Annotated in this window: 30 protein-coding genes; all 30 read right to left on the bottom strand. The window is 41.4% G+C overall.

Going from position 1 to position 14,929, the window contains the following annotated elements:
* Positions 1–169 precede the first annotated feature (169 nt).
* On the bottom strand, positions 170–760 hold the full coding sequence (rplQ, locus tag L0B18_RS19960; RefSeq protein WP_370647625.1) for a 50S ribosomal protein L17: 591 nt from the start codon (positions 758–760) through the stop codon (positions 170–172).
* A 12-nt stretch (positions 761–772) separates the two neighbouring features.
* Positions 773–1,750 carry a DNA-directed RNA polymerase subunit alpha gene (locus tag L0B18_RS19585; protein ID WP_255695712.1) on the bottom strand — a complete coding sequence of 326 codons (978 nt, stop codon included), beginning with the start codon at positions 1,748–1,750 and terminating at the stop codon, positions 773–775.
* 26 nt (positions 1,751–1,776) lie between these two features.
* Positions 1,777–2,382 carry a 30S ribosomal protein S4 gene (rpsD, locus tag L0B18_RS19580; protein ID WP_234573641.1) on the bottom strand — a complete coding sequence of 202 codons (606 nt, stop codon included), beginning with the start codon at positions 2,380–2,382 and terminating at the stop codon, positions 1,777–1,779.
* Positions 2,383–2,400: 18 nt separating this feature from the next.
* Positions 2,401–2,811 (bottom strand): 30S ribosomal protein S11, encoded by a 411-nt coding sequence (gene rpsK, locus L0B18_RS19575; protein ID WP_234573640.1) that lies wholly within the window; start codon positions 2,809–2,811, stop codon positions 2,401–2,403.
* Positions 2,812–2,836: 25 nt separating this feature from the next.
* Positions 2,837–3,214 (bottom strand): 30S ribosomal protein S13, encoded by a 378-nt coding sequence (gene rpsM / locus L0B18_RS19570; protein ID WP_234573639.1) that lies wholly within the window; start codon positions 3,212–3,214, stop codon positions 2,837–2,839.
* 18 nt (positions 3,215–3,232) lie between these two features.
* The gene (rpmJ, locus tag L0B18_RS19565; protein WP_083750331.1) at positions 3,233–3,349 is read right to left on the bottom strand and encodes a 50S ribosomal protein L36; all 117 of its coding nucleotides are present in this window, start codon (positions 3,347–3,349) and stop codon (positions 3,233–3,235) included.
* An 11-nt stretch (positions 3,350–3,360) separates the two neighbouring features.
* Positions 3,361–3,579 carry a translation initiation factor IF-1 gene (infA, locus tag L0B18_RS19560; RefSeq protein ID WP_234573638.1) on the bottom strand — a complete coding sequence of 73 codons (219 nt, stop codon included), beginning with the start codon at positions 3,577–3,579 and terminating at the stop codon, positions 3,361–3,363.
* Complete coding sequence (map, locus tag L0B18_RS19555; protein WP_234573637.1) at positions 3,572–4,381, bottom strand: type I methionyl aminopeptidase; 810 nt, start codon at positions 4,379–4,381, stop codon at positions 3,572–3,574. Before map ends, infA begins: the two co-directional genes overlap by 8 nt.
* Entirely contained in the window at positions 4,381–5,688 is a 1,308-nt protein-coding gene (gene secY / locus L0B18_RS19550; protein ID WP_234573636.1) for a preprotein translocase subunit SecY, read from the bottom strand. The genes map and secY overlap by 1 nt, the downstream gene beginning before the upstream one ends.
* Before the next feature lie 22 nt (positions 5,689–5,710).
* Positions 5,711–6,163: a 50S ribosomal protein L15 gene (rplO, locus tag L0B18_RS19545; RefSeq protein WP_234573635.1), complete on the bottom strand. Its 453-nt coding sequence runs from the start codon at positions 6,161–6,163 to the stop codon at positions 5,711–5,713.
* A 26-nt stretch (positions 6,164–6,189) separates the two neighbouring features.
* The gene (rpsE, locus tag L0B18_RS19540) at positions 6,190–6,714 is read right to left on the bottom strand and encodes a 30S ribosomal protein S5 (protein ID WP_234573634.1); all 525 of its coding nucleotides are present in this window, start codon (positions 6,712–6,714) and stop codon (positions 6,190–6,192) included.
* A gap of 11 nt (positions 6,715–6,725) precedes the next feature.
* On the bottom strand, positions 6,726–7,094 hold the full coding sequence (gene rplR, locus L0B18_RS19535) for a 50S ribosomal protein L18 (RefSeq protein WP_234573633.1): 369 nt from the start codon (positions 7,092–7,094) through the stop codon (positions 6,726–6,728).
* 20 nt (positions 7,095–7,114) lie between these two features.
* Positions 7,115–7,669 (bottom strand): 50S ribosomal protein L6, encoded by a 555-nt coding sequence (gene rplF, locus L0B18_RS19530; protein ID WP_234573632.1) that lies wholly within the window; start codon positions 7,667–7,669, stop codon positions 7,115–7,117.
* Positions 7,670–7,686: 17 nt separating this feature from the next.
* On the bottom strand, positions 7,687–8,082 hold the full coding sequence (gene rpsH, locus L0B18_RS19525) for a 30S ribosomal protein S8 (RefSeq protein WP_234573631.1): 396 nt from the start codon (positions 8,080–8,082) through the stop codon (positions 7,687–7,689).
* 17 nt (positions 8,083–8,099) lie between these two features.
* Complete coding sequence (gene rpsN, locus L0B18_RS19520) at positions 8,100–8,369, bottom strand: 30S ribosomal protein S14 (protein WP_234573630.1); 270 nt, start codon at positions 8,367–8,369, stop codon at positions 8,100–8,102.
* Positions 8,370–8,397: 28 nt separating this feature from the next.
* Entirely contained in the window at positions 8,398–8,943 is a 546-nt protein-coding gene (gene rplE / locus L0B18_RS19515; RefSeq protein ID WP_234573629.1) for a 50S ribosomal protein L5, read from the bottom strand.
* 11 nt (positions 8,944–8,954) lie between these two features.
* On the bottom strand, positions 8,955–9,308 hold the full coding sequence (gene rplX, locus L0B18_RS19510) for a 50S ribosomal protein L24 (protein ID WP_234573628.1): 354 nt from the start codon (positions 9,306–9,308) through the stop codon (positions 8,955–8,957).
* An 11-nt stretch (positions 9,309–9,319) separates the two neighbouring features.
* Positions 9,320–9,688: a 50S ribosomal protein L14 gene (gene rplN, locus L0B18_RS19505; protein WP_234573627.1), complete on the bottom strand. Its 369-nt coding sequence runs from the start codon at positions 9,686–9,688 to the stop codon at positions 9,320–9,322.
* A gap of 22 nt (positions 9,689–9,710) precedes the next feature.
* Positions 9,711–9,977, bottom strand: coding sequence for a 30S ribosomal protein S17 (gene rpsQ / locus L0B18_RS19500; RefSeq protein WP_234573626.1), 267 nt, complete (start codon positions 9,975–9,977; stop codon positions 9,711–9,713).
* Positions 9,978–9,980: 3 nt separating this feature from the next.
* Positions 9,981–10,178 (bottom strand): 50S ribosomal protein L29, encoded by a 198-nt coding sequence (rpmC, locus tag L0B18_RS19495; protein WP_234573625.1) that lies wholly within the window; start codon positions 10,176–10,178, stop codon positions 9,981–9,983.
* A gap of 15 nt (positions 10,179–10,193) precedes the next feature.
* The gene (rplP, locus tag L0B18_RS19490) at positions 10,194–10,619 is read right to left on the bottom strand and encodes a 50S ribosomal protein L16 (RefSeq protein ID WP_234573624.1); all 426 of its coding nucleotides are present in this window, start codon (positions 10,617–10,619) and stop codon (positions 10,194–10,196) included.
* Between the two features lie 15 nt (positions 10,620–10,634).
* Entirely contained in the window at positions 10,635–11,372 is a 738-nt protein-coding gene (rpsC, locus tag L0B18_RS19485; RefSeq protein ID WP_234573623.1) for a 30S ribosomal protein S3, read from the bottom strand.
* Positions 11,373–11,387: 15 nt separating this feature from the next.
* Positions 11,388–11,762 (bottom strand): 50S ribosomal protein L22, encoded by a 375-nt coding sequence (rplV, locus tag L0B18_RS19480; RefSeq protein WP_234573622.1) that lies wholly within the window; start codon positions 11,760–11,762, stop codon positions 11,388–11,390.
* Positions 11,763–11,775: 13 nt separating this feature from the next.
* Positions 11,776–12,045, bottom strand: coding sequence for a 30S ribosomal protein S19 (gene rpsS, locus L0B18_RS19475; RefSeq protein WP_234573621.1), 270 nt, complete (start codon positions 12,043–12,045; stop codon positions 11,776–11,778).
* 12 nt (positions 12,046–12,057) lie between these two features.
* A complete protein-coding gene (rplB, locus tag L0B18_RS19470; protein WP_234573620.1) occupies positions 12,058–12,891 on the bottom strand; it encodes a 50S ribosomal protein L2 in 834 nt (277 codons plus the stop codon).
* Between the two features lie 13 nt (positions 12,892–12,904).
* On the bottom strand, positions 12,905–13,195 hold the full coding sequence (rplW, locus tag L0B18_RS19465) for a 50S ribosomal protein L23 (RefSeq protein WP_234573619.1): 291 nt from the start codon (positions 13,193–13,195) through the stop codon (positions 12,905–12,907).
* A complete protein-coding gene (rplD, locus tag L0B18_RS19460) occupies positions 13,192–13,842 on the bottom strand; it encodes a 50S ribosomal protein L4 (protein WP_234573618.1) in 651 nt (216 codons plus the stop codon). Before rplD ends, rplW begins: the two co-directional genes overlap by 4 nt.
* Positions 13,839–14,483 carry a 50S ribosomal protein L3 gene (gene rplC, locus L0B18_RS19455; RefSeq protein WP_255695711.1) on the bottom strand — a complete coding sequence of 215 codons (645 nt, stop codon included), beginning with the start codon at positions 14,481–14,483 and terminating at the stop codon, positions 13,839–13,841. The genes rplD and rplC overlap by 4 nt, the downstream gene beginning before the upstream one ends.
* Positions 14,484–14,496: 13 nt before the next feature.
* Positions 14,497–14,808: a 30S ribosomal protein S10 gene (gene rpsJ, locus L0B18_RS19450; protein WP_234573617.1), complete on the bottom strand. Its 312-nt coding sequence runs from the start codon at positions 14,806–14,808 to the stop codon at positions 14,497–14,499.
* 13 nt (positions 14,809–14,821) lie between these two features.
* Positions 14,822–14,929: hypothetical protein (locus tag L0B18_RS19445; RefSeq protein WP_234573310.1), on the bottom strand; the 108-nt coding region annotated here is incomplete at its 5' end.

Genomic DNA, 14,929 nt, shown 5'->3' with positions numbered 1-14,929 from the left:
TAGTACACTCTGGAAAATCCTCTACCCAGCCCACTCAAACAATCTGTTTATGTCTGTCTTTCAATATTATAAAGAACGTTGCTCCATTTCCGAAGCAGATTTTCAATATAAGAATTTCTTTAATTTAAAGTCAACAATTATCGACAAAAAATTAAATTAATTCTTGAGACTACTTATCCTCTTTCTCTTCCGAGGATGTATCTTCGCTGGATTCAGATGTGCTCTGCTCCTTAGCTTCTACTTCTGCTGTTTCTGCTGACTTTTTAGATTTGGTCTCCTCTGTGTCAGCATCATCAGATTTAGTAGTCGTGGTAGACGATTCACTGGCTGAAGTCGGTTTATTAGACTTGCCAGCTCTTCTTGTTCTTTTCTTCTTCGAGCTTTTTGTCTCGGGTTTAATATCATTAAAGTCAACAAGCTCGATAACGGCCATCTCCGCAGAATCCCCTAATCGATATCCAAGTTTTAAAACCCGAGTATACCCTCCTGGGCGATCCTTGGCTGCCGGCCCAACTGTTTCAAACAGTGCCGTAACAGCTTCTTTACTCTGTAAGGATGAAAAGGCCTTTCGTCTGTTATGAGTATTATCAACTTTGGCAGTCGTAATCAATGGCTCAATAAACGTTCTCAGTTCTTTTGCCTTTGCCACAGTAGTTTTAATTCTGTGCTCTTTAATCAAAGCAACACTAAGTGCCTGTAATGTGGCCTTTCTGTGTGGCGTACTTCTGCTAAGTTTTTTGCCTTTTACTTGATGCCGCATAATAAATTCCTCTTATTTGTCAATGTATTTGGAAACATCCATTCCAAATTCAAGATTTTTTTCTTCAATTACTTCAACCAGTTCAGAAAGAGATTTCTTACCAAAGTTTCGGAATTTCAATAAATCCTGTTCATCCCTGGATACCAATTCAGCAATAGTATTAATATTAGCTGACTTCAGGCAGTTATAAGCCCGAACACTCAGGTTCAGATCTTCGATACTGGTTTTCAGAAGATTTGCAATTCGTTGCTTCTCTGCATCTACCTCTTCTTCTTCCTGAGTAAATGGTTCTTCAATTTTTTCGGTAATAAACTTCTCAATATGCTCTTTCAGAATCTTACCAGAAATGGTCAATGCCTCTTTGGCATTCAATGAACCATCTGTAGTTACATTCATTACAAGCTTCTCATAGTCTGTTCTTTGTCCAACCCGAACATTTTCGACATCGAACTGAACGGATTTGATCGGAGTAAAAATAGCATCAATGGGTAACAAATTGATATCATCTTCAAAATCAGACGCCATTTCTTCAGCCGGAACATATCCACGTCCACGACCTACTCTAAATTCCATCTCCAGTTTTACATCTTCAGACAGAGTAGCAATAAGCTGATCGGGATTTAAAATTTCAAAATCTGCAGTGGCCTCGCCAATATCAGCAGCAGTCAGATTTCCAGGACCTTCTTTAGTAAGGTTAATCACTCCACCACTTTGTTCTACCTGCTTAAATCGAACTTGCTTCAGATTCAGTATGATTTCGTAAACGTCTTCTTTAACTCCATCGATACTTGAATACTCATGCTCCACTCCATTGATTCTAACAGCTGTAATCGCTAATCCGGGAAGTGATGAAAGAAGAACTCTTCTGAAAGAATTACCAATCGTAACACCAAAACCTCTTTCGAGTGGTTGTAGGATAAATGTTCCAAAATTTCCTGAATCTTTCTCCACTTCTAAAGATTCAGGCATTTGTAAACTATAGTTATTCATAGTGAACGTATATAAACAGTTTTAATTTATTTAGAGTACAGCTCGATAATCAACTGAACGTTGATATTTTCCGGTATCTCTTCCATAACAGGCAGGTTTAAGAACTTACCTGTTTTAGATTTTTTGTCGGTTTCAAGCCATTTGTATTTGCTGGTAGAATAGCTCTGCAATGCTTCGTCAATCAGGTCTAAGTTTTTAGACTTTGGACGAATACTAATTACATCACCCGGCTTCACTTGATATGACGGAATATTTACTACCTGTCCGTTTACTACTACGTGTTTGTGAGATGTTAATTGCCGCGCTTGTCGTCTTGTTTTTGCGAATCCCAATCTAAAAACAACATTATCCAGTCTTGATTCCAATAACTGAAGCAATACTTCGCCGGTAACACCTTCTTGTCTGTTTGCTTTTTCGTAAATGTTACGAAATTGTTTTTCGAGCAAACCGTAGGTGTATTTAGCTTTCTGCTTCTCATCAAGCTGAATTGCATATTCAGATTTTCTTGTAAATCTGCTGCGTCCATGCTGGCCCGGCCCATAAGGTTTTCTTTCTAATGCTGTACTGGGGCCAAAAATAGGCTCTTTAAAACGCCTGGCTATTTTTTGTTTGGGTCCTCTATATCTTGCCATTATTATTTACTTATTATTTTAAACTCTTCTTCTTTTAGGTGGACGACATCCGTTGTGGGGAATCGGAGTTCTGTCTTTAATAGATGTAACTTCCAAACCACTAGTTGCCAAAGCACGTACGGCGGCTTCCCTACCGGAACCAGGCCCTTTTACAAATACTTCTACTTTTCTAAGGCCCATATCATGTGCAGCTTTTGCGGCAGTCTCTGCGCTGAGCTGTGCTGCATACGGAGTATTCTTTCGAGACCCTTTAAACCCTTCTTTACCAGAAGAAGACCATGAAAGTACATTTCCGTTGGCATCAGTAACACTAACCAATACATTGTTAAATGTAGCTTTGATAAATGCCATACCATTGGGATCGGCTACCTGTTTTTTTCTTTTCTTACGGGCCGATTTATCGGTAGGTCTTTTTTGTCGTTTTGCCATTATAAATCAGATGTTTAGCAATTAATTATTTAGGGGCTTTTTTCTTACCGGCAACAGTTCTTCTCTTACCTTTTCTTGTACGAGCGTTGGTTTGGGTACGCTGTCCTCTTACCGGCAATCCTTTTCTGTGGCGAACTCCGCGATAACTGCCAATTTCAATCAATCGTCTGATGTTGGCATTAATTTCTGTGCGAAGCGCACCTTCCACCTTCATCTCATTATCAATGATATTCCGGAGGTTTGAAACCTGGTCTTCATCCCAGTTCTCAACTTTAGTATTTGGATCAATGCCAGCTTGATCAAGTATTTTTTTGGCGGTGGTTTTACCAATACCAAAAATATACGTTAAGCCGATAACACCTCTTTTTTGTTTGGGTAAATCTACCCCTGCAATTCTTGCCATAGAACAAAAGTTTTGTATTTAGCCTTGTCGCTGCTTATGCCGCGGATTTTTTTTGTTAATGACGTACACTCGTCCTTTTCTGCGTACGATCTTGTCGTCTGAACTTCGTTTCTTAACTGAAGATTTGGTCTTCATAATAATATCACCTATTTGTACCTGTAAGTTATTCTTCCTTTTGTTAAGTCGTATGGAGACATTTCAACGGCTACTCTGTCTCCAGGTAAAATTTTGATGTAATACATTCTCATTTTACCTGAAACATGAGCCAATATCTCATGTCCGTTATCTAATTCTACTCGAAACTGCGCATTTGGTAGTGCTTCTATTATCTTTCCGTCTTGCTTAATTGGCTCTTGTTTAGCCATAATTTGTTTCTAGAATTTCATTTTTCGTGATCTCAGTAATATAATCAAAAGTACTGAGAATTTCAGCCTCACCTTCGCGCACTACAATATCGTGTTCAAAATGTGCCGCGTTGGATCCATCAGCTGTCCGAATCGTCCATTTATCATCCATCGTTCTTACCTTCCAACTCCCACGGGTAATCATAGGTTCGATGGCAAGTGTCATACCTGTTCTGAGGCGTTCTCCCCTTCCAGGCTTACCATAATTCGGTACTGAAGGATCTTCGTGCATATCTTTTCCTATTCCATGCCCAACAAGATCCCGAACAACTCCAAAACCACTTTTTTCACAATGAATCTGAACCGCATGGCCAATATCACCCATTTTATTTCCGTGAATGGCATGGTCAATCCCTTTATAAAGTGATTCAAGAGTAACTCTCAGTAACTCTTTATCTTCTTTGGTGCATTCGCCTACGGCAAATGTGTAAGCATGGTCACCAAAGTAACCATCCTTCTCTACACCACAATCAATAGAAACAATGTCACCCTCATTCAATTTTCGCTTCCCTGGAATTCCGTGAACAACTTCGTCATTCACAGAAATACACAATGTTGCGGGAAACGGGCTATTCTTAGGACCATATCCTTTAAATGCCGGTCTCGCATTGTTCTTTTTGATAAATTCTTCTGCAATCCTGTCCAGTGTACCTGTTTCAACGCCGGCTTTAATTTCTTTTGCTACTTCGGCCAGTGTTCTGGACACTAACTGAGCAGCTACCCGCATCTTTTTAATTTCAGATTCACTTTTCAGAAAAATCATTAAGCTCTTCGTCTGCCTTTAATTTTCCCGGATTTCATAAATCCGTCGTAGTGTCTCATCATCAGATGGCTCTCTACCTGCTGGAGCGTATCTAATGCAACACCAACAATAATTAATAAACTGGTTCCACCGTAAAACAGTGCAAATCCGGGAGTAACTCCCATTCTCGCTACAATTGCAGGTAAAATCGCTACAAAAGAGAGAAACAAAGAACCAGGCAACGTAATTTTTGTCAAAATATTGTCAATAAATTCTACAGTCTGCTTGCCTGGTCTTACGCCGGGAATAAATCCTCCCTGGCGCTTCATGGTATCCGCCATCTCTTTCGGGTTGATGGCTATTGCCGTATAGAAAAACGTAAAGAACACACAGACAATAAAGAAAATGACTGAATATGTAATTCCGGTAAAATCTGCAGACCAAGCTGTTAACCACTGAACAGTTTGGTTCTCAGGAAAAAAGGTCCCGATTGTACTTGGAATAAACATGATAGATTGTGCGAAAATAATCGGCATAACACCAGCCGCATTTACACGCAATGGCAAGTACTGTGTGGTTCCGCCGTAAACTTTTCGGCCAACAACACGCTTTGCATATTGTACCGGAATTTTTCGAACTCCCTGTGTTAACAACACACAAGATGCAATGACAAGTCCAAGTCCGGCAAGTTCTACGATAACAATAATTGCGTTGTTCTTTGTGGTAATCTCATTGATCAGGTTTTGAGGAAGTACGGCTATAATCCCGATCATAATAATCAAAGAAATACCGTTCCCAATTCCGCGATCCGTGATCCTCTCGCCAAGCCACATTACAAAAGTAGTTCCGGCAGTTAATACAATAATAGATGTAAAAATAAATGCCGTATTACTTACTACAATCGCATTTGGAGATGTTGCGATCAAATTAATCGCAAATCCAATCGCCTGAACGGCAGTAATACCAACTGTTCCGTAACGAGTCAGGCGATTAATTTTTCGCCGTCCTTCTTCACCTTCACGCTGTAATTTTTGGAAATAAGGAACCGCAGCTCCCATCAACTGAATGATAATTGCAGCTGTGATATAAGGCATGATACCCAACGCAAAAACACCGGCTCTTGAAAAAGCCCCACCCACAAAAAGATCAAAAAGCCCCAATAAATCAGAGGCATTTCCTGTTTGCTGGGTAAGCATTGTAGCATCAACACCCGGCATGGTAACGTAGCTACCAAGCCGATAGACCAAGAGAATACCCACCACATATAGAATGCGATTTCTCAGGTCTTCAATTTTAAAGATATTTCTAAAATTCTCGATTAAGCTCATGAAGAAGTTGACCTAATGGCTTTTAGGAGATTATGGTTACTGATCCGCCGGCATCTTCAATCTTTTTTGTTGCAGATTCGCTGCTGGCATGAACCTCGATGTTTATTTTTTTATCTGTTTCACCACTTCCTAATAATTTCACTTTGTCATTCTTGTGAACAATTCCTGCATTCACGAGATCTTCAAACGAAATATCTTCAGAAAGTTTTCCTGCTTCTACGAAATCAGAGACTTTTTGAACATTTAAAGCCTGATATTCTGTACGAAAACGGTTTTTAAATCCAAACTTCGGGATTCTTCTCTGAAGCGGCATTTGACCACCTTCAAACCAGGCGCCAACCCCACCGCCACTTCGGGAGTTTTGCCCGTTGTGTCCGCGTCCGGATTGCTCACCCATTCCAGATCCCTGGCCGCGGCCAACCCGTTTCCGGTTTTTCTTATTCTCTTTGGGAGCTTTTAAATTGTGTAATTTCATAATGAAGTCTGTATTAAATCGATTTCTTATCCTTCAAAAACTTTTTCAACACTAACGCCTCTTCTCTGGGCAACTTCTACCGGATCGGTTAATTGCCTCAAAGCTTCGTAAGCGGCTTTTACCATGTTGTGCGGATTTGCCGATCCAAGAGATTTTGAGAGGATGTTATGCACACCGGCAACATCCAAAATAGCTTTTACAGCGCCGCCGGCAATTACCCCCGTACCTGCAGAGGCAGGACGTAACAACACTTTCCCAGCTCCGGCCTTACCTACAACAGGATGATGAATACTTCCGGACTTGGTAATCGGAACTTTAATGAGGTTTTTCTTTGCGTTATCAAATCCTTTTTGGATCGCATCGGATACCTCGTTCGCTTTTCCTAAACCGTGCCCTACAACTCCTTCACCATTTCCAACAACTACAATGGCGTTAAAGCTGAATCGGCGTCCACCTTTTACAACCTTTGCAACCCGGTTTATGTGAACCAGTTTTTCTTCAAGGTTTAAGTTTGCTGCGGGTATATTATGTTTACGTCTTACTTTTGGCATAATTCAATTAATTATAAGTCTAAACCTCCTTCTCGGGCACCATCTGCTGCAGCTTTTACAATTCCGTGGTATTTATATCCACTTCTGTCGTAAACAGCTTTTGTAATACCTTTGTCCTTTGCAGCTTCAGCAAGAGCTTTTCCAACAATTTTTGCTGCCTCAACGGACTCTTTGTCTTTCAATTCTTTTTGCAAATCTGCAGTTTGAGTAGAAACTGAGAGAATGGTTGCACTTTCCCGGTCATTAATCAACTGCAAATATACATGCTTGTTACTTTTGAAAATGCACAATCGCGGGCGTTCAGCCGTTCCACGAATGGTAGAACGGATTCGTCTCCGAATCTTGTTTCTGCGTTCCTGCTTTAAATTATTCTTTCTCATTGTTTCAGATTCTTAATGGATTATTTAGCTGCAGATTTACCAGCTTTTCTTCTTACTTGTTCATCAAGGTACCGAACGCCTTTACCTTTGTAAGGCTCTGGTTTTCTAAGTGATCTCAGTTTGGCGGCAACCTGCCCTACCAGCTCTTTATTAATCCCAGTGATTACAATAATGGGATTTTTACGAGATTTGGTATCAACTTCAATCTCAATTCCTTCCGGTGGTACAAAATAAATGGGATGAGAATAACCAAGGTTCATTTCCAACACACCATTTGTGTATGTTGCCCGGTAACCAACACCAATAATCTCCAATTGTTTTTTATAACCTTCAGAAACTCCTTCTACCATATTGCTCAGAAGAGATCTGTAAAGGCCATGCAGAGATTTGTGCTCTTTCGAGTCACTTGGGCGGCTCACAATAATTTCATTGTTTTTGGTTTCAACCTTAATGTCCGGATGAACTCTAACAGAACCGCTGCCTTTCTCGCCTTTTACGGTAACCACATTATCGGCCCCGATACTAAGCTCGATCTTATCTGAAATTGGGACAGGTCGTTTTCCTATTCTCGACATAATCGTATAAATCTATTTTAGTAAACTGAGCAGAGAACTTCTCCGCCTACTTTTAATTTTCGTGCTTCTTTGTCAGTCATCACTCCCTGGGAGGTAGATACAATCACAATTCCAAGACCACCATATGTTTTTGGCAAATTATCACTGGAGCTGTACTTGCGAAGGCCCGGTTTGGAAATTCGTTTCATTTCCCGAATAACCGGCTGTCCGTAAGCATCATACTTCAGAAACAGTCTTAAGACACCCTGCTTGTTATCTTCAATGTCAATAAATCTGCTAATGTATCCTTTGTCTACAAGAATTTTAGACATAGCCCTCTTTACTTTCGAAGCGGGGATGTCAACACGGCGGTGTCCTGCCTGCTGAGCATTTCTAATGCGTGTTAAAAAATCTGATATAGTGTCGCTATTCATTTTGTGTTATCTCTGTTTTACCAACTTGCTTTTCGAACACCTGGAATTTTTCCATCTAGTGCCAATTCGCGGAACTTAATCCGTGAAATACCAAACTCGCTAATGTAACCGCGGGATCGCCCGGTCAGGCTACATCTGTTCCTTACACGAGTAGGACTGGCATCTCTTGGAAGTTTTTGTAATGCTTCGTAGTCGCCAGCTTCTTTCAGCTGTTTGCGCTTCTCCGCATACTTTTCCACAGTTCGTTTTCTTTTTTCGTTTCGAGCAATCCAGGATTTCTTAGCCATTATCTTATTGCTTTTTTATCTATTAAAATTACTTCTTGAACGGCATTCCAAAATGCTTCAGAAGCGCGAATGCTTCCTCATCCGTTTCTGCATTCGTTACAAATGTAATGTCCATTCCATGAACCCGGTTGGTACTATCAACATCAATTTCCGGGAAGATGGTATGTTCTTTAATACCCATCGTGTAGTTTCCTCTGCCGTCAAAACTCTTATTTGGAACACCCTGAAAGTCTCGTGTTCTTGGCAGAGCAAGGTTAATCAAACGATCCAGAAACTCATACATTACTTTCTTTCTGAGAGTAACTTTGCAACCAATAGGCATCCCTTCACGAAGTTTAAAGTTCGATACGGATTTCTTTGCCTTGGTTTTTACCGGCTGTTGCCCGGTAATTGCACCGATGTTTTCAACAATAGAGTCCAGGTATTTTGCATCATTAATTGCTTCTCCTGCTCCAACATTAATCACAATCTTCTGGAGTTTGGGAATCGCCATGATGTTCTCGTAACCGAACTCTTCTTTTAACTTCGGTACAATCTCTTCTTTATACTGTGTGTAAAGTCTTGCTTCTGCCATTCTGGTTCTGCTTATTTGTCAATAATTTCGCCACTGCTTTTCGAGTATCGAACCCAACGTCCGCCACCCTCTTCGTCAATACGCTTTCTTCCTATACGGGTGGGTTCGTCAGTTGTCGGGTCAATCACCATCACATTCGATACATGGATGGATGCTTCACGATGTAACCGGCCACCCTGGGGATTTTCCTGGGTTGGTTTTTCGTGATGTGTTCTCATATTAATCCCTTCAACAAGAACTCGTTCTTTTCCGGGATTTACCATGAGTACACGGCCTCTTTGACCCTTGTCGTTTCCGGCAATGACTAACACTTCATCGCCTTTTTTAACGTGTAATTTTTTTTGCGTGTTATACTTTCTGGGCATAACGATTCAGTTTAAAGTACTTCCGGAGCCAATGAAACAATACGCATAAAATTCTTTTCCCGGAGTTCTCTGGCAACGGGACCGAAAATACGTGTTCCAACAGGCTCGTTTTCTTTGTTAATAATTACCGCCGCATTTTCATCGAAGCGAATATAGCTTCCATCACGACGTCGAATTTCTTTTTTGGTTCTTACGACAACAGCCGTTACCACTTCTCCTTTTTTCACGTTTCCGCCGGGTATAGCCGTTTTTACGGAGCATGAAATGAGATCGCCAATACGAGCATATCGTTTCCGGGAATCACCCAGAACTTTAATACACATCACTTTTTTGGCGCCGCTGTTGTCAGCAACATTCAGTAAAGATTGCGTTTGAATCATGATCTACCTTACAAATTGATCGTTATTTTGCTCTTTCCAATACTTCTACCAGTCTCCAAGACTTTCTCTTGGACAGAGGTCGTGTTGACATAATCAGAACAGTATCACCAGGATTGGCATCATTGTTTTCATCATGTGCCATGTATTTAGTTGTTTTGGTGATGAACTTGCCATAAATCGCATGCTTCACCTGTCTGTCTACCGCAACCGTAATACTTTTATCCATGCGGTTACTCACAACTTTACCGGTTCGTGTTCTTCTTTGTGATCGTTGTTGTGCTTCTGCCATAATTTATTCAGCACTTAATTTTTCATTAATAATCGTCTTCAAACGGGCAATTTCCCGTCGGGTGTTTTTAATTCTTGCAGGGTTTTCAACCTGACCTGCAATGGCTTTGTTGAAGTGAAGATCAGACAATACTTCTTTTTCATCTTCAATCCTGGCCTCTAATTCAGTAAGTGATAATTCACGCATTTCGTGTGCTTTCATAATCCTCGGTCCGTCTTAAATTTCGCTATCGTAATCGCGACGTTTAATAAATTTCGTTTTTATAGGAAGTTTATGAGAAGCTCTTCGCAACGCTTCTTTTGCTTTGTCTTCGCTTACACCGGCAATTTCAAATAGAATTCTTCCAGGTTTTACCACAGCAATAAAGTGATCCAAAGCACCTTTACCTTTACCCATTCTTGTTTCAGCAGGTTTGCTGGTAATAGGCCGATCCGGAAAAATTCTGATAAACGTTTTTCCTTCACGTTGAAGCGTTCTCGCAATCGTTACCCTGCAAGCTTCAATTTGTCGGGAAGTGATGAATTTCGGCTCCATCGCTTTGAGTCCAAAACTTCCGAAAGCCAGCGTGTGGCCTCGTTGTGCGTTTCCTTTAAGCTTGTCGCGGTGAACGCGGCGTCTATGAATTCGTTTGGGTTCTAACATTGTATTCTGTTTCTATTAGTTACGTGAACGTCTTCTGCTTCTTCGGGACTTTCTTTCTCCACGACTGCCTCGGCCTCTGCTTTGCTCTTGTTCCTGCTTGGCTTGCGAGCCGGGAGCAAGATCAACATCACCAATAATTTCGCCTTTGAAAATCCAAACGCTTACACCGATAGATCCATAAATGGTATTTGCGGTCGTATTTGAATAATCAATATCGGCACGAAGAGTATGCAGTGGAACCCGTCCTTCTTTATAGTGCTCGGTTCGGGCCATTTCTGCACCGCCTAACCGGCCGGAACATTTAATTTTAATTCCTTTTGCTCCCATTCTCATGGCAGAAGAAATCGCGGTTTTCATTGCCCGACGGAAAGAAACACGTGCTTCGAGCTGCTGAGCAATATTTTGACCAACTAAACTCGCATCCAGTTCAGGCCGCTTGATCTCACTAACATTAATTTGAACTTCCTTGTTGGTGATTTTCTTCAACTCTTCTCGGAGCAATTCAATCTGCTCACCACCTTTACCGATAATTACACCGGGCCGGGAAGTATTGAGGGTCAGAAGAATTCGTTTCGGGGTCCGTTCAATCACTACATTGGAGAGACCTCCGTTTCTGAGTCGAGCATGCAGATACTCTCTTAACTTGGTATCCTCATACAAGATAGCTTGTTTATTATCTTCGGAATACCAATTGGAATCCCACCCTCGAATAATTCCAAGTCTAAGTCCTATTGGATTGGTTTTTTGTCCCAAATTATCCTCGTTTAATTAATCAGTTAAAGTTTCTTCTTGCTTCGCTACAACTACAGTAATGTGGCAGCTTCGCTTGTTGATTCTGTTAGCCCGGCCCTGAGCTCTGGGTTGAATTCGTTTCAATGTAGCTCCTTCATCTACAAAAATAGTTTTGATGAAGATCTGGTCGTCATCCAGACGCTCTTCCTGGAACTTGTCTCTGATATTGGCCGCAGCAGATTTAACTACTTTTGATACATCAATAGATGCGCCTTTGTTTATGAATGAAAGTTTTTTCAGAGCTTTATCAACACGTTCTCCGCGAACAGCATCTGCAACAAGCCTCACCTTTCGGGGAGATTTACGTAAATGACGTTGTACTGCTCTGGCTTCTAATACTGACGTTTCCATGAATCAATCTAAATTATTTTGCCTTTTTTAAAGGATGGCCACGGAATGTTCTGGTTGGTGCAAATTCACCCAACTTATGTCCGACCATATTTTCAGTTATATATACAGGTATAAATTGTTTGCCGTTATGCACTGCAATCGTCAATCCGATGAAGTCCGGAGTAATCATTGAACTTCTGGACCAGGTCTTAATTACCTTTTTCTTGCTGCTTTCATTAGCCGCATCAATTTTGCTTTGCAGCTTATAATAGACGTAAGGCCCTTTTTTTAATGATCTTGGCATACTTTCTAAACTTTATGCATTCTTTGTTTTACGACGTCTAACAATGTATTTAGACGATAATTTATTTGGATGTCTGGTTTTCTTACCCTTCGCTGCCTGACCCCATGGTGATCTTGGATGGCCTCCGGAAGCTTTTCCTTCACCACCACCCATTGGGTGATCAACCGGGTTTTTAGCAACACCACGTACATGCGGGCGTCGTCCTAGCCATCGGCTTCTTCCGGCTTTCCCTTTCGATGTATTGAAATGATCGGGATTGCTTGTTGCTCCAACTGTTGCGAAGCATCGTCCCAAAATCAATCGTGATTCGCCGGAAGGCAGTTTAACAGTAACATATCGTTCTGTTTTGGCTACCATTTGAGCAACTGTTCCTGCACTTCGGCAAAGTTGCCCGCCTTTACCGGGTTCCATTTCAATATTATGAATGAAGGTACCGGGAGGCATGCTGATCATTGGCATTGCATTTCCAACTTCCGGTTGGGCAGATTCAGAACTGATAACAGTGTCACCAACTTTCAGTTTATTTGGAGCAATAATGTATCTCTTCTCACCGTCAGCATACGCCAGCAAAGCAATTCGTGCAGTTCTGTTCGGATCGTATTCAATGGTCTGCACTTTTGCCGGGATATCCATTTTATCTCTTTTAAAATCGATAACCCGATACTTACGCTTATGTCCTCCGCCACGGTGGCGCATTGTCATCCGGCCACGGTTATTTCTTCCGCCGGATTTATGAAGACCTTTCGTGTGACGCTTGCTCGGCCTGTTTGTAGTAACTTCGTCAAAAACAGGCGCCGTTCTGTGTCGCTGTCCCGGAGTGTTTGGTTTTAATTGTTTGGTAGCCATTGTTTAATTCGTTTTAAATTTCTGCGAAGAAATCAATTTCGCCTTCTTTCAGTGTAATGATTGCTTTCTTCCAAACTTTGCTTCGCCCTTCCACAAATCCACCCTTCGTGTATCGGCCTTTTGGCTTAGAAGGCATTACCATCGTGTTTACCCTGGCAACTTTTACATCCGGGTATTTCTCTTCGATAGCTCTTCTGATTTGTGGTTTGGTAGCAGACCGGTCAACTTCAAAAGCATATTGCTGATGCTCTTCCTGAAGACGGGTCAATTTTTCAGTAATTAACGGTTGAACTAATACACTCATGCTGCTTCCTCCTCAACTGTAGGCTCAAATGTTTGCTGAAGAATGGCTAAAGCACCTTCCTGAATGACCAAAACATCTGCATCCAAAATTTCATAGGATGTCGGTTTATTTCCTTCCAGGACAGAAACTCCCGGAATATTTCTTGCTGATAAATACACCGTATTATCAGTTTCCGGCGTTAAGAAAAGTACTTTCTTTCCACTCAGCTTAAATGCTTCCAGAATGTCAACAATTTGTTTCGTTTTAGGCTCATCAAAAGAAAAATCCTGAGTGATGTAAATAGCTTCTTCAGATGCCTTCAAGGACAGTGCAGACTTTCGTGCAAGTCTTTTTGCTTTCTTCGTCAAACGTACTGTATAATTTCGCGGCTTGGGTCCAAAAACAGTACCACCACCTTTAAGGAGTGGAGATCGGATAGACCCACGACGTGCCATACCGGTACCTTTTTGCTTATATGCTTTCTTACCACCGCCTCGAACTTCACCTCGTTCTTTGGTACTTGCTGTGCCCTGGCGCCGATTGGCAAGAATTCTGCGAACATCTTCGTAAAGAACCGTTTCATTTGGTTCAATGGCGAAAATCGAATCACTCAGCTCAGCTTTTTTGCCGCTGCTTTTTCCGTCAATTTTATGAATCGTCAATTTCATGAGGTCGCTTCCTCTGATTGATTATAAATTTCTACATAGCCGCCTTTCGCTCCCGGTATCGATCCGGTAATAAGCAGCATATTGGATTCAGATAAAATCTTGGCAACCGACAAGTTTTTAATTTTCGTGCGTGAATTGCCAGATCGTCCAGCCATTCTGGTCCCTTTAAAAACTCTTGAAGGATCAGAAGCCTGACCGATAGAACCCGGAGCTCTTTCTCGGTTATGCTGTCCGTGGGTTCTGTCACCAACACCGCTAAAGTTGTGTCGCTTCATAACCCCGGTAAAACCTTTTCCTTTTGATATACCAACTACGTCAACCAAATCACCTACATTGAATACATCTTCAATTGTTAATTGATCGCCAAGCTCAAGTCCTTCAGGAAGGTAATCTCTGAATTCAGTAACAACTTTCTTAGCAGATGTACCCGCTTTGTCGAAGTGTCCTTCTACAGCTTTGGTAACACTTTTGGCCTTTTTATCAAAAGCAGCGATTTGAACGGCATTATATCCGTCTGTCTCCACTGTTTTTATCTGGGTAATGGTACAGGGCTCAACTTCAATGACTGTTACGGGAATACTTCTCCCGAGCTCATCAAAGATGCTTGTCATCCCTACCTTTTTTCCAATTAAACCACTCATTATCTCTATGTATTTAAACTTTAATTTCTACATCTACACCTGAAGGAAGCTCGAGCTTCATCAAGGCATCTACAGTTTGTGATCCGGTTGAGAGAATATCGATCAACCGCTTGTGTGACCTGTATTCAAACTGTTCACGTGATTTTTTATCAACATGCACAGATCTGTTAACTGTAATAATACTTTTCTTGGTCGGCAGAGGAATTGGCCCGGATACAACCGCACCTGTAGACTTTACAGTCTGGATAATTTTCTCTGCCGATTTATCGATCAGGTTATGATCGTATGATTTCAGTTTTATTCTGATCTTTTGTTGTGTTGCCACGTATTAAAACCTCTTAGTCATTAATTTTACTTACCACACCGGCCCCGACAGTACGTCCGCCCTCGCGAATCGCAAACCGCAAACCCGGCTCCATGGCCACCGGCTGGATCAGTTTTACATT

The organism is Rhodohalobacter sp. 614A, assembly GCF_021462415.1.
Classification (GTDB): domain Bacteria; phylum Bacteroidota; class Rhodothermia; order Balneolales; family Balneolaceae; genus Rhodohalobacter.
The sequence above is the reverse complement of the archived record's forward strand: the minus strand, read 5'-3'. Positions and strand labels throughout refer to the sequence as shown.